Origin of the sequence: Pseudomonas sp. C 49-2 (genome assembly GCF_003970195.1) — a bacterium.
Lineage (GTDB): Bacteria > Pseudomonadota > Gammaproteobacteria > Pseudomonadales > Pseudomonadaceae > Aquipseudomonas > Aquipseudomonas canadensis.
In genome coordinates, this window is the sequence record NZ_RXYG01000017.1 from 1 (window position 1) to 14,882 (window position 14,882).

Annotated in this window: 8 protein-coding genes and 1 tRNA gene; 7 read left to right on the forward strand and 2 right to left on the reverse strand. The window is 56.1% G+C overall.

What is annotated here, in order from left to right:
• The 4 genes from EJ576_RS25575 to EJ576_RS25590 all read left to right on the forward strand — a co-directional run bounded on the left by EJ576_RS25575 (nt 1) and on the right by EJ576_RS25590 (nt 9,207).
• Nucleotides 1-76, forward strand: a tRNA-Gly gene (locus tag EJ576_RS25575).
• Between the two features lie 397 nt (nt 77-473).
• Nucleotides 474-2,468: a M3 family metallopeptidase gene (locus tag EJ576_RS25580; RefSeq protein ID WP_126571434.1), complete on the forward strand. Its 1,995-nt coding sequence runs from the start codon at nt 474-476 to the stop codon at nt 2,466-2,468.
• Nucleotides 2,469-2,511: 43 nt separating this feature from the next.
• Nucleotides 2,512-4,062: a serine protease gene (locus tag EJ576_RS25585; protein ID WP_256656648.1), complete on the forward strand. Its 1,551-nt coding sequence runs from the start codon at nt 2,512-2,514 to the stop codon at nt 4,060-4,062.
• A 9-nt stretch (nt 4,063-4,071) separates the two neighbouring features.
• Nucleotides 4,072-9,207, forward strand: a complete 5,136-nt coding sequence (locus tag EJ576_RS25590; protein ID WP_126571435.1) for a DUF6543 domain-containing protein — start codon at nt 4,072-4,074, stop codon at nt 9,205-9,207.
• Between the two features lie 68 nt (nt 9,208-9,275).
• Here EJ576_RS25590 and EJ576_RS25595 read toward each other — a convergent pair whose 3' ends face one another.
• On the reverse strand, nt 9,276-10,073 hold the full coding sequence (locus tag EJ576_RS25595) for a response regulator transcription factor (protein ID WP_126571436.1): 798 nt from the start codon (nt 10,071-10,073) through the stop codon (nt 9,276-9,278).
• 138 nt (nt 10,074-10,211) lie between these two features.
• Between EJ576_RS25595 and EJ576_RS25600 the strand changes: the two genes are divergently transcribed.
• Both EJ576_RS25600 and EJ576_RS25605 read left to right on the forward strand, forming a co-directional pair.
• Nucleotides 10,212-11,315, forward strand: coding sequence for a polyamine ABC transporter substrate-binding protein (locus tag EJ576_RS25600; RefSeq protein ID WP_122725336.1), 1,104 nt, complete (start codon nt 10,212-10,214; stop codon nt 11,313-11,315).
• A 59-nt stretch (nt 11,316-11,374) separates the two neighbouring features.
• On the forward strand, nt 11,375-11,626 hold the full coding sequence (locus EJ576_RS25605) for a hypothetical protein (RefSeq protein ID WP_016979527.1): 252 nt from the start codon (nt 11,375-11,377) through the stop codon (nt 11,624-11,626).
• 11 nt (nt 11,627-11,637) lie between these two features.
• Here EJ576_RS25605 and EJ576_RS25610 read toward each other — a convergent pair whose 3' ends face one another.
• Nucleotides 11,638-13,143, reverse strand: a complete 1,506-nt coding sequence (locus EJ576_RS25610; protein ID WP_126571437.1) for a PLP-dependent aminotransferase family protein — start codon at nt 13,141-13,143, stop codon at nt 11,638-11,640.
• A 77-nt stretch (nt 13,144-13,220) separates the two neighbouring features.
• Here EJ576_RS25610 and EJ576_RS25615 point away from each other — a divergent pair, with 77 nt between their 5' ends.
• A complete protein-coding gene (locus EJ576_RS25615; protein WP_126571438.1) occupies nt 13,221-14,882 on the forward strand; it encodes a M24 family metallopeptidase in 1,662 nt (553 codons plus the stop codon).

Sequence of the window (14,882 nt, forward strand, 5' to 3'; positions counted from 1 at the left end):
GCGGGAATAGCTCAGTTGGTAGAGCACGACCTTGCCAAGGTCGGGGTCGCGAGTTCGAGTCTCGTTTCCCGCTCCAAATATCGATCTACAGAGTTCCATGGAAGTCTGTAAGTCATTGAAAATAGACGCTTAGGCGTCTTTTTTCGTTCCGGTGCGATCAGCCGAAAACCATCGGTATCCTGACGTTTTCAGTCCAGAAATTAGTCCATGAAATCCGAATGGTCGCGGTAGCGTTTGTCGCTGGAGAGACGCGTTTGCGGGTACGGGCATCTATCCCTGAATCCTATTCAGGAACTCGTACTATGGCACCTTCCGCGCGCAGCGGTTCGCCAGTTCAAGGCGACCTGCAAACACTAAACCCTCGGTGATATTGGTCGACAGCTCGGCATTTCCCCCACGCATATATAGCGTCCCACGGACACTTGATCCTCCTAGACTGGTTTTTTTCACCGCCCCGTCTCAAGGAGAAGCCAATGTCCGAGAACAATCCACTTTTGCAGCGTTATGACTTACCACCATTCTCTGCCATACGAGCAGAGCATTTGATACCGGCTGTCCAGGCGATCATTGCTGAAAGTCGTGTCATGACCACAGAGATCATTGCCAGCCAGAAACCCTTCCCAACATGGGACGATCTCGTGCTCGCCATAGATGAGTTGGAAGCACGCCTGGATGGCACCCTCACTATCCTCCAGCTACTGGGTTCCACCCGCATAGCGCCAGCCTGGCAGGAAGCAATTTCGCGCTGTCAGGAGCTGGCAGAGCAGTACAAGAGTGAGCAGGCACAGAACAGCGAGCTGTATCAGCTGTATCGGCGGCTCGCCGACAGCCCGATTGCTGCGCTGTTCAATGAAGAGCGTAAACGTGCACTGTATAAAATCTTGCGCAAGTACCACTTGGCCGGCCTTGATCTGTCGTCCGAGCAGCAGTTGCAACTGACAAACCTGAACATGGAAATCAGCATGTTTCAGTTCGAGTTTCTGGCACGGGTGGAGGATTCGAACACGGCATGGAGCAAGCACATCGAAGACAGATCGTTGTTGATCGGTTTGCCGAACGCTGTGCAGGCACGCATGGAGGCCGCAGCTCAAGCCGCAGGTTTGACGGGTTGGTTGCTGACCCTTTCAACTCAATCCTATCGCGACATTGTGACCTATGCGGACAATCGGGACCTGCGTCGGGAAATGATGGCTGCTTACTACAGCCGTGCGTCAGGCACAGGTCCTGATGACCTGATTACCAACAACGAACGGGTGTTGACGGTACTGCTTGATGATCGCCATAAAAAAGCGCAGCTCTTGGGTTATTCCAACTTTGCCCAACTGGCGGTGGCGGATCAGATGGCGGACACGACCGAGCAGGTCGTCGACTTTTTACATCACCAGATCGAGTTGTCGCGAAGCCTGTTTGCCCAAGATGCGGAGCAGGTTGAGAGCTTTGCTGCGCAGCATGGAATTACGGATGTGAAGCCTTGGGACATTCATTATGTCGCTGAAAAAATTCGCCAGGACGTGGCAGGCATTTCCCAAGAGGCATTTCGCAATTACTTCCCCTTGGAGACGGTGTTGCAACGATTGTGCGCCTTCACAAAAACGCTGTTCGGTGTTGATCTGATCGAACACGCGGCTGCCGATACCTGGCATGAGGATGTGCGGGTATTTGAACTCAGAGAGTATGCGGAGCCGATCGGATATTTGTTCATTAACCCCTATCGCCGACAAGAAGCAGCGGGATTTGGTGATGCTTTAGGCTTACGTAACCGGCGGATCACCGCCGAAGGCAGGCCACGAAGCCCCTTGGCGGTGCTAAACAGCCGGTTGCAGCCCCCCACCGAGACCCAACCCTGCTTGCTTGATCATTTGCAACTAAGGGTCTTGTTGCACGAGTTTGGTCATTGTCTGCAGCATCTGTTAACCGCCGCACCGTATCGGGCGATATCAGGCATCGGTCAATTGAGCCATGACTCTTCGGAGTTCGTCAGCCAGGTTCTGGAACAGTTTTGCTTCAAACAGTCGTTCCTGATTTGGCTATCAGGGCATTTCCAGACTGGACAACCCCTGCCTGACGATATCGCCTATAGGGTGAAGCGATTTGTCCATACTCAAACCAGTTGGGAAACGGCCTCTCTCTTGCTCTCCGGGCTCGTCGACTTCGAGTTGCACCGGACTTACGGCGACGGTCGAACACCTCATGATGTCTTCACCAGTGTCAATGCAGAAGTCGGGCTCTTGCAGTGGCCTGGTGATACCCGTCCAGTCAACAGTTTCGAACCGTTGGTGAGTGACTATGGGGCCAGAACTTATTCCTACAAGTGGTCGGGTGTACTCGCCAGGCAGGCGTTTGAACGTTTTGAGCGCGAGGGGCTGTTCAATCCTGCTACCGGCAAGGCATTCCGTGATGCATTCATCACCCTGGGTGATACCCGGCCACTGATGACGTCACTTGAGCTTTTTCTCGGTCGCTCATAGAGCTAGTCCAGTCTGTCCCATCAATTGGACGTGTCGAGTCAATTTGGCATTCACCACTGCTGCCATTCTCCGAGACCCTATTATGTTATATCGGCATTTCATCCCCTTTTTATTACTTGCTTTGTATTGTGTTACCGGTCAAATCCATGCCAGAGATTTGACTGAAGGAATGACTGATCAAACCTCATCCATGGTATTGCATAACCACGACCAGCGTTACTCGCTATGGTCTGGCATCGGTCATTTGAAAAACGCCATCGGCCAAACCTGCAATGCGATATTACTGGATACCCGAAACCGTCAGGATAATGCTGTCGGCCCAGCCTATGTGCTGACCAGTGGGCACTGCGTGTTCTTCAGCTACGGCACGGCATATATCAACCAAACCATTAAAGCGAGTATCACCTTCAGATACTTCCACGATACACCTGCACAGCACCGGACTTTCCGGGTTAAAGCTGCCCACTGGAGCAGCATGGTCGGCACCGATTTGGCGGTTCTTGAACTTGATACGTCACTGACCACACTCATCTCAGAGGGAATCATGCCACTCAAGCTCGCGACTCATCGCCATTCAGGCGAGCGTGAAGTGATCAATGTGGGATCCCCGACTGGGTTTCGACAGAACGGGCTGCGCATGAGCGTCTGCAAAGAAACGGGGGTAGACAGTTTTGTCGAGCATCCTGGCGTATTTCCTGGCGCGATAAAAAACCGTTGTCGAGGTCTTCAGTCCGGAAGTTCCGGAAGTCCGATGTTGGATCGCAGTACCAATGAAGTGACCGGTATTGTCAGCAAAGTAGCAGCGGTCATTAAAAACGACATCCTTAACAACTGCCAAAACAACTCGGCGTGCGAAGCGGCCAAGTTCAACTACAGCTATCCAGCCAACGACCTGCATCATTGTTTTGTTGATGGTCAATTCTTGAACAATACGGTGGATTGTCAGCTGAAAGCCGTCGAGGTCATCATTGAAGAACCGTGGAAACTGAATCCTTATGTGCATATGCAGCAGGACGTGCTTGGACGAAACGTCCGGCCCACCTGGAATATCAGATTCTCGCTCCAAAATGCTTACTATCGATTCAAGGCAGTACATGACGTTAAGGAATGTAGGTTTCCCAACGATTATCACAGCGCGATAGCGTCAACCGATGGCTATATCAATCAAGAGATCGGGCCGGCGCTAGGGGCTCATGTGCTGTGCATTATAGGGATAGACAGCCAGAACGAAGCCCTGACGCCTGCCTTGCTCCACAATGTATTCACGCACTCCGTGTTCTTGACCGCTCCAGCGCCTACACCGCGGATCAACCTGAGCTACAGCATCGATTGGGACAACCAATACACAGATTTCACTCACCACTACTTCTATATGGACGCTTCGAATGGCGCTTCTTGCCAAGACATCGACGATGTCCGCTACATACTTTTCACCGGCAGTACGACCTATCAGGTATCTGAGCTTCCCATCACGTTGTGCAGCTATGCACGCAACCTTGCGGGCCAACCATCGGCCGTACGTACGGGTGTAATCGAAAGATCAATGCTTTTCCCGCCCATACAAGCGGCGAAGCCATCGCCACGACGGCAATAAGGTCTCATCATGGAAGATAACCCTCCCTATTTTTTCACCGAAATACTTGCAACCAGAGAGCAACTGACGGCGCGCCAACGCGCACGCGGCTTCACCCTTGAGGACCTGGACTGGTTCGATTCGGTGCACTTTGCCACCCATGCCGCACGCATGGCGCGCCAGCCTCCCATGCAGGTTGAGACCCTTCACCTGACCCTGCTCGGCAAGCCGTCCGTCGAACTCGCCGGTGCGTTCATGATGAGACCTGCGCCCGGTGGTGGCGCGTTCCTCTACACACCGTGCCGGGGCCTGGAAAGATTCGATAGCGTTGCCAGCGTAAAATCGACAATGAGTACCTGGTTGGAGGTATCCGAACAACGAGAAGCGTTGTTTCGTTACCTGTCTCTCTCTCAGCGAGCGGCGTTGAGCACCAACCAAATACTCACGCTCACCACTGTATCCGTAGCCGGCGCCGTTTTTGAAGAGCAACAGCGCACACTTCAAAATAACCTGCGCAACAATGCTCAGGGCATGCTTGAGGAGCTGTACTCAACGCCAAGTTTGACGTCAATGCTGGAACAGGCGATCAATACGGCGCTGGCTGCACGCTTTCCGGGCTTGAATCAGCGCGATACACGCGTGAGCTGCCACATAGCCGAGACATCCCAAACCACAACTCGCTCATTGAGCGAAACCGTGCTTGCCTACTTCGTCAACAACAGTTGGCCTGCAGGCGAAACCCGGCAATACAGCAACCTTGGCAGAGCCCCCGACCCTCAGCAGTCAAACCGTGCGGCGGACGATCAGTTGCATTGGGATAGGTCTGTACAAACGCTGGCCCAAGGGTTGATGGAGCAAATAAAAGCCCAGCTTTCACTATTTTGGGAGGCGGCGAGCCGAGCAGGGCCCTCGCGACTGGATTACTTTGCGGCGGCCATGAGCGACAGGTTCCGGGTCAGCCTGCTTGATCAGCAGCAACAGGCGAATATTTCCACGGACCAAAGTCTTGAAATCCAGACACTCCTGCTGACCTCCGATGCACTCTCTTCTGACAGTGCCAGCGCCTTGCGCGTCGAAAAAGTACTGTTGGGCGAATCAAATGTCTCCTTTGTTGAACTGGCCGGCGCTCTCATGATCCGTCCAATAGAAAGCGAGACAGATGCACAGGCCATTCTGTATACCCCCAGTGAAGGCGTACTGGCGGACTCTGATGTGGAAGAGTTGAAAACGCGTCTTCAGGAGAGAGTGAACTCACCGAAGCAGCCTGACGACTGGAAGAGCTACCTGTCTCGACCGCAACGTTATTTCGATGTCAGCTTCAGTACCTCAACGGTCATTACAAGCCCTCTCACAGGAGCGGTGTTCCCGGGCCTGATGCGCACGGTCATCGAAAAACAGGCTCAGAACCTGGAATTTGGCCTGGAAATGTACCGTCAGAGCAAAGGCACCATGGACATCGACGCGCTGATTGACCATCTGCTTGATGTTCGCGCGATGATTGATCCAGCGTTACGGGGATTGGATGCCAAAGGACGTTGGAGTACTCAGTTGGCGGCGTCCTGGTACCCCTCTGCTGATTTTCCGCAAGAAGCGCAGTCAGCCCTGCAAACGGTTCGCACTGAACTGCGAGAACTCGAAAGTCTGCATACCGAACTGGAGGGCAAACTGGCAACTCGCCCGACTCTCTACCGTTCCGCCATCGCACAACTCAATTCTGAACTCTCCAGCACAGAAGAAGCCGTTCTCTATGCCGCGAATATTTTTATAAATACCTACAGCAGTCCTCCCGGTGATACCGAACGTCGTACACCGGTATCGTCGGTCAATATGGTCGACCATTTTCTGGCACGGTTCTGCGGGGAGTCGGGGCCCCTCACGCCTTCGCCCAACAGCGGATTCTTTGCAATAGCCTCCGAGGGTGTTGCTAAAAAGGTGCCCGATCTGGAATTACCCGCCTTCAACACAATCATCGAAACCTCGCTGAAAGGCTTTGAAGGCCACCTGCGTCTGGTGGACCAACGGTTTCCCGACCTGCGGCTTCTGCTCGAGAGGGCGATGACCGTTGGATTGAAGGCGGAAGCAAAGCTCAGGGTCCTGGACAATTCACTACGGCCCAGCGACCGGGCAATCATCCTGACGGTCCTCGACAGTTACAAACGTGATACGCGACGCAGCATGAACGCTTTCCGGCCCGATGCCTTGTCACTGACGCTGACGACTGCCGAGCGGGACGTCAGCGCCGCATTGAGCAACTGTTTTGTGCTAACCGAACGAGGGGGGCAAGATCCCGAATATTCCGGCAAAACCATTCTTTGGAGCCCAGCGCTGGGGTTGGAGGTTTTCAGTTCATTGGCCGCCCTCAGAACCACGTTGAACCAGCGCTTGCTTGAGCCCGAAGAACGCATTGCACTGCTGGAAAACCTCCCTCGGTCCGAACGTCTCCTGCATCAGGTCTATACCGTTGGGTCTTTCGAGTTGATCGAAGACGGCTTGGTCGCCTACCTGCACCAGCACTACGAGCAGCAAAGAAAAGCCGAGATCACTCACCTGCTTAGCCCGAAGCTACCCGCCCAATACCTGCAGGACATTTGGCAGGTCCAAATAACGCAGACACTCGCACCGACTAACGTGGAGCGCGCTACGGCCATCGCCCAGGCACTGATCCTGCGGCACTCATTACCTGAATGGGTGGCCAACGCTCCCATCGCGGACCAGCAACTACAGGTTGAACTGCTCGAGCAGTATCGAAACAGCGTGGAAGCGGACAAAGACTACCTTCATGGTATCGACTCACTGGCCGATTTCACGCGCAACAAACTGTCTACGTTGTTACGCACGCTCGACAACCAGAGCCGCGTCACCCCCGATCAGATTGAAGTCACCGTCCCTGCACACAGGAACGCTGTCGACAAGACGTTGACCCTGGTCGATTACGCGACGAGCCATCGAGATGAATGGGGAACTAAAACACCGCGCTTTACTTCGACGGGGTCAGCGTTGCTCTCCAGCCAGATGGACGCAAAAACCCTTACCACACACATCCAGGCGCTGAACGTCAGTGGCACCTATCAAGACTATCTACGAGGGCTCTTCACGGCTGCTAATCCCGACCTGCTTGAGCGTCAACAGCGGTTCGCCCGGCAATTACCCTGGCAACTGATGCAACATGCACATGCCCAATTCCTGGCAAAGCAAATGACTGCAACAGCGTTCGGTTATATCCAGCAGATCATGGACATGCCGGATTCGATTGCCCGTGCTGCCGTTATAGGTGCCAATGCCACCATCCGCCCGCTTGAACTGCTGACCTCCATAGGCGCCACAGCGGTCAAAGCCGTGGGCATTTACGTGATCAGCTCTGCATCAGGTCAGGGGCCTCACGTTCTCTATGCGCCTTACAGTCAAGGTCACTGCCTTAAGGAATATCCCGACGAAGCGAGTTTACTGACAGAACTCTGGTCACTTGGCCCGCTACAAAGTTGGGTGCTCAGGTTGCTTCCGCAGGCAGCAGAATCAGCAATCACGACGTTTTTCAACCCGAACAATGCCTCCAGAAGCTCGTTGCAACTGGCCTCAAATCCCATCGTCGGGTGCTTGTTCAAACAGCTATTTGCGGACAACTTCGAGCTGTTGTTGAAATTGTTGGGATGCCATTCCATCTCCAACGCCGTTGCCTATTGGAACCTGGCGAAGAGCGTTTTCTCGAGCGGTATATACCAAGGCATTCCGTTTCTGGCCGCAAAGCTGGAATACCCGTGGCTCGTCTGGCAGAGCTACAAACTGTTCAAGACTTCTGCCGACGCGTTGCAAGATCATCATTGGCGCACAGCAATCTCGCAGTTCGTGAGTGGCGTTGCGCAGATGGCATTGCTTCGCCAGTCAATGCCAGAAATTTCAGAGCAGACGTTACCTGTGCAACCTGATGCCATCGCGTCCGAAGCCGTTGCAACATGGCCAGCCATCGACATCACCGCGCCTGAAAGAACCCGGTTGCAACCCCATGAAGTAACCGATCTCGCGCTACAGGAGATGACCAGCGTTGGCGATCTTGGGCTCTACCAATCAGCTCAGAAACGCCACTATGCGCCCGTCGAAGGCAAAGTCTTTCAAGTCAAACAACAGGGTGAGCACTGGCGTATTTTCAGTTCCCTGGGAGATGGACCTCTGATACGAAAAAACACCCGCCAACAATGGATGCTCAGTAGCCAAGTTCCGTTACTGCATGCTCGACGAGCACTCGCTAAACTGAGCAATCAATTTTATTCATGCCCGGTAGCTCGTGAAGGTATGAATATCGAAGCATCCGGTATGAAAGCCATCCGAACCCTCTATCCCAAACGGGGTTTGATGATCACTGAAGCATTGGCCCTGGCGACCTATTATACAAAAAACGCGCAGGAGAACTTACGTCTGGTTGCCGCTACCCTACAAGCCTCCACTCCCACGCTCGCAGTTATCAAGGAGACCTTCGATTTACAAGTCGTAGAAGCGGAACATATCGAGAAAATACAGTCAGTGGTTGACAAGGTATTCAACGCTCTCACAGCCCCTTCACTCAATACCTTGAACTCAGAACGCTTCGTTGTTGGGGTTTCGCGCGGCACCTCGCCCCCTGGTAATGCGGCTGTCATGGCGTTTGTCGTGGTTCCGGACGCAGACCAGGTCATTTATTTAACCCAGGCGTTTTTCAAGCCTACATTGGAGTACAAGCCGTTTCTAACCAAGCCGTTTTATGTCAACGTCCATGCCCGTGCTATCGCTCTCATTCATGAACTCTCTCATCATGTGTGCGCAACGGAGGACATTGCCCGCCTGGATGCCTGTCATCCATTTCTCGATCTTATCAGGAATGACACTCCGTATAATCGGGCCTTCAAAACACGCCTGAAACAGCGCCAGACTGAACGCCTGCGTCTCTTTACGCCGTTCACGGAACTGTTCCAGATCGTGAAGAATGTAGATCCACAAGGCAGCCTTTTACAGCATATTTTGTCGGTTACCGGGGGAGATGGACTCGACGATGCTCGGCGAATATTTCGGAGTGACCCTCTCAAGAGAATGGATACGATTTTGAGCAACGCTGACTCCGTGGCGCTGCTGATCAGTCGACTTGGACGTCAGCTTGACCTCTCTCCCAGCGCAGGGGGGCGTCCGTCTACCGCGTAGATGATGCGTCTATGAAGAAAGGACCCGTGCGGCGAACCGCATTCTAGTCTTGAAGGTCCTATCGTTCGTCACGGGGCGGGTCCGGCAACGCCCTCCTGCCCAGGCAGGAAAAACCGTGCAAACAACTCGGACTGAGACTTGATGCTCAGCTTGTTGTAAAGGTTGCGACGGTGAACTTTGATGGTCTCGGTCGACAGGTTCAGCTTGCCGGCGATCTCTTTGTTGGAAAAACCGCTCAACAGCAGCCGGAGCACATCTTTTTCGCGCACTGTGATTTGTGCGCCAAGTTGCATGATCGCCTCAGACCACGGTGGCGGCTCGGCTTGGCTTTTTTCCGCATCACTCTCAAAGCACATGCGTTGATGCATCAATGCCATCACCCAGGGCTTGATCATGTCCAGCGTCGTGATCTGCTGCGGGCTGTATCGCACGTTGCTGCCAAATGACATGCACAGCGTCCTGTCAGCGTCGAGCTGTACGTTGTATTGCACCTCGTCCACGCTGACGTATTGGGCGAAATACTGGTGGTAATACTCGGTGGTCAGGAAATGCTCCGGCGCGATGTCGGACAGATGGAAAAAACCACTCTGCGGGTTCTCCCGGTTGGCGATGTAAAACGGGTCCAGCAGGTACAGCCCTTTTACATAGCGCTGGGTCAGGGCGTCCACTTCGTCTGCATCGGCGACTTCGGTCAGGCTGATGACCCGCACCTGTTGGTCGCTGAAGACCAGCACAACCCAATTGTCGATCTGGACATATTCCTTTACGACGCGAACCAGCGAGCTCCAGAACGCCGGGCGGTTCAGCTGCATGATCAGCGTCCCGGCCGACCGATGCCAGGCCAGGTTGTGAAGGTCGAGCGACATTTACTACCCCTTTAGGGTTAGGTATTCATGGGGCTGGGCTAAGTACTTCTGGGTATTTACTAATCGGGCGTGCCGAGTATATTCACCCTCCAGTGGATGCAGGCCATGATGGCCTGTCGTTTTGACAAGGATAGCGAGATGAGTCAACCCCAATTGCGCGCCATTTTTATGGCTGCGCTGGTGTCTGTGTGTGTCAGTGCGCCGGTCTCGGCGGCCGAACCCCGGGTCAATCTGTATAACTGGTTCGGGCTGATCGCGCCGGAAACGCCCAAGGAATTTGAACAGAAAACCGGTACCCGGATGCACCTGGATGCCTTCGACAGTGCCGAGATCATGCAGAGCAAGGTCATGGCCGGGCGCACCGGGTATGACGTTGTCGTCGCCACCTCGAATGTCTTGCCCAGCCTGATCCAGGCCGGTGTGCTTGCGCCGCTGGACCGTTCCCAACTGAGTAATTTCTCGCACATCGATCCCGAAATGCTGGCGCTGCTGTCCGCCAACGATCCGGGTAACCGGTATGCCGTGCCGTATTTGTGGGGCACCACCGGCATTGGTTATGACGTGGATAAGGTCAAGGCCGCCCTGGGTGACAATGCCCCCGTGGACAGCTGGGACCTGATCTTCAAGGAAGAGAACATCAGCAAGCTCCAGTCGTGTGGCGTGGCGATGCTCGACTCGCCGAGCGAAATCATTTCGATCGCCTTGCATTACCTCGGGCTGCCGAGCAACAGCCAGAACCCTGAGGATTACCAGAAAGCCCAGGCGCTGCTGTTGAAGATCCGTCCTTACGTCCTCTACTTCGACTCTTCCAGGACCGACGCTGATTTTGCCGACGGCAATATTTGCGTGGTGGTGGGTTGGGCGAGCGGAGCGCTGACGGCGCAAGCCATCAATGAGAAAAACAACACCGGCCGCAAGATTGCCTACAGCCTGCCGCGTGAAGGCGGGCTGGTGTGGTCGGAAAACTTTGTGCTGCTCAAGGATGCGCCGCATGCCAAGCAGGGTCTGGCGTTCATCAACTACATGCTCGACCCGCAAGTGATTGCCAAGAGTTCCAACCACACGCTGTACCCCAACGCCAACAAGGATGCCACCGAGTTGGTCGAGCAGAAGTTGCGCGACAACCCCTGGATTTACCCGTCCAAAGAGACGATCGCCACCTTGGTTCCCCTGGAACCGTTGCCCTTGAAATTGGAGCGAATCCGCACGCGGGTGTGGACCAAGGTGAAGAGCGGGACCTGATCGGGTGAATGAATAGGCGGTCCGGGCTGCAGCAGACGTGTCAGTGAAGGAGAACCATCATGGGCCAAGCCGAATATCAGCGCGACGTGAAGTCGGACGATGACAAGGCGTACAAGGACATCGAGGAACAGATCGGCCACTGTACGCCCGAACAAGCCTGGGCCATGTATTACGTCTCCACGGGCATGGTGCGTGAGTACATTACGCGGGCGGTGATGGAGCATATCGGCCGGGGCAACCGGGCGCTGCTGCTGGAGTTCCCGGAGCTTGCCCGGACCGAGGAGCGATCACGCTTCCTGCTGCCGCTCTAACCGAATGCCGATCAGTGATGATCGGCATTTTTATGTGCGCGCGGGCTTGCCGCTTTAGCCAGGCGTAATGTGGCCTCGCGGATTTCTTCCTGGTTCAGCGAGGCGAAACCCAGGCGCAGCGCATTTTCTGCTTGGTCCATCGGCGAGAACTGCCGGCCGCTGCGTACGACCAACCCGTGGTCAAGGGCCGCGCTTACTATCTGGTCAACATCGATTGCATCGTCGAAACGCACCCACAGCGCCAGGCCGCCTTCGGGCTCGCGCACCTGGATCCGATCACCGAACGCCGCCTGCAGGCAGTCTTGCAAGGTCTCACGGCGGGCGCGGTATTCCTTTGATACCCGGCGCAGGTGCTTCTTGAGTTCGCCATCGTTGATCAAGTCGGCAAGCATCTTCTGCGCGACCGCATCGGCATCGCCCAGCATCAGTGCGGCATTGCTATGCAGGGCTTCGACCACCTGCGTGGGAGCCACCACATAACTGCAGCGAAACGTCGAGCCGAGGACCTTGGACAACGAACCGACATAGATCACATGTCGCTGCGCGCGATCGCTGGCCAGGGGCAGGTAGGGGCGCCCGCTGAAGTGAAATTCGTGGTCGTAATCTTCTTCGATGATGCAGAAGTCATGCAGCGCCGCCAATGCCAGCAACTGTTGCCGCCGCGCCGCGTGCAGGCTCACGGTGGTGGGGAACTGGTGGTGCGGCGTGAGGTAGATCATCCGCACCTTGTGCTCGCGACACAGGCGATCGATCTGGTCCGTGCGACAGCCTTCTTCGTCGATGTCCACCGTGACCAGTTGCGCACCCAACCTGCGGAAAATTTCCCATGCTGGCGGGTAACTCAGGCGCTCCACCAGCACCACGTCGCCGGGTTTGAGCAACAGGCTGGCGGTCAGGTACAGCGACATCTGGGTGCCTTGGGTCAGGCAGATGTTTTCGGCGCTGACCGTCAACCCACGGTTGTTGCGCAGCATCTCGGCCAGCGCGCAGCGCAGATGATAGCCGGTGCCCTCGCTGCCGTAGCGCAGGGTGTTGGACGCAAAGCTGTTACGCAGGGCATTGCGGTAGTAGCGGTGCAACACGGCTTGGGGCAGCAGGCGGTGGTCGCTGGTGCCGTTGTCGAAAAACAGCGCGTCATGCCGGTGATTCAGCGCTGTCACCTGAGCGTTCTGGGCGAAATAGGGCGCGGTTTTCTGCGCCAGGATGGGCGGCGCGAAGGGCGCCTGCGCGCGGCTCGGCAGCTGCTTGGCCGTCAACTGCGCATTGACGAAGGTCCCGCGCCGCGGCTCGCTGACCAGCCAGCCCTTGGTCATGGCCTCTTCGTAGGCCAGGATCACGGTCTTGCGGTTGACGTCGAGCAACTGCGCCATCTCCCGGGTGCCCGGTAGCAAGGTGCCGGGCGGCAATCGACCTTCAACGATCGCGGTCACCAAGCCTTCGGCAATCTTGCGGTAAGACGCCTGGCTTGCACTGTCGTCCAGCTTGAGCAGCGGGCGCCATTTTCGCATCTGGACCATCTAAAGTATCCAAAACTGGAGGTTTTAATGGGCCTAGTCTAGCGCAACAATCACGGCTCACTCACCCCGAGGTTGTTATGAATACACGTCATGTCATCGAACTGTCCCCCTCGGGGAAAACCTTTGAGGCCGGGGATGAACTGTTGCTGGATGCAATGCTCGCCAACGGCTTGTCGGTGCCGTTTTCTTGCCGACGCGGTGCCTGTGGCTCCTGCAAGGTGGTGGTCGCAGAAGGCGCGTACCGGGCCAAACACTTGGCGCCGGATGCTCCCGCGCCGTGTTATCCGTTGGCAGCCAACGAGATGTTGTTGTGCCAGAGCCACGCCTGCGGCGACATGCGCCTGGAAATCCCCGGCTGGTCGCTGGACACACCCACGCTGGTGGTCGAGGCACAGGTCGTGAGCAAACGTGCACTGAGCCCCGACATCATTGAGTTGGTGGTGATGCCGGACAGACCGCTGGCGGTGCGGGCGGGCCAGTACCTCAAGTTCCGCCTGGTCGACGGCGACTCGCGGTGTTTCTCGATCGCCAACCTGCCGGCCGAAGATGACGGGCGCCTGGTCTTTCAGATTCGCCAGGTGAGGGGCGGGCTGTTTTCCGAGACCCTGCTGGCCCACCTTGAAGCCGGCGATCTGTTGCAACTGGAAGGACCGTTTGGCGCCTGTACCTGGCAGGACAATGACAATGCGCCCGTCGTCTTGTTCGCCACGGGCACCGGCTACGCGGGTATCAAGCCCATCCTGCTGACGGCGTTCACGCGCGATGTGGATGTGACCTTGTACTGGGGCGGCGGGCAGCCAGCAGATTTCTATGACCGCGCGTTCCTGGATCAATCGGTCAATGATCACCCACGTTTTCACTGGCACCCGGTGTTGGCTTCCCAAGGGCGAGTGCAAGAAGTTGCCTTGAACCATGGGCATGACTGGGAAGCTGCCCAGGTGTATGCCTGCGGTAATGGCGCAATGATCAGCCAGGTGCGCACGGAGTGTCTGCACGCCGGCTTGCCCGGCCATCGATTCGTCGCGGAGGCCTTTGTGCCCAGTGGCCGGTCGAGTGCCGGCACGACGCACAAGGCGCTGCACCCGATCTGGGAGAAAGTCGGCCCACGTTATTCACTGGACGGCATGCTGGCCGCGCGCGATCAGTCAATCCGTGCCTTGGCGGCGATTGCCAGCCGACTGCAGGTGGGCATGACCACCGACGAAGCCCTCGACATGGCCGCCGACCAACTGCAAGCCATGGGCGCTTCCCACACCTGGCACCCGACCTATATCCGCTTTGGCGACGACACCGTACGCCCACCCCGCGAAGGCATTGACCGCCAGCGCAGGCTGCGCGCCACCGATATCGTCGTGGTGGATTTGGGCCCGGTGTGGGACGGTTACGAAGGCGACTACGGCGATACCTTTGTGTTCGGTGACGCGCCGCTGCACCTGGCGTGCAGGACCGCACTGCATGAGGTGTTCGACGAAACCCGCGACGCCTGGTTGCGAGGCTTAACCGGTCGCGAACTGTATGACTTTGCCGAACAGAGCGCGGTGTCAAAAGGCTGGAGGCTGGCACGTAATCTCGCGGGCCATCGCCTCGCGGATTTCCCCCACGCGCTGTTCGAGAACAAGGAGCTGGCTGATCTGGAGATCCCGCCGAGTGAAATGGCCTGGGTCCTGGAAATCCAGCTGTGCCATCCCACGGAACCGGTCGGTGGTTTTTTCGAGGATATGTTGATGCTGCAGGCCTGA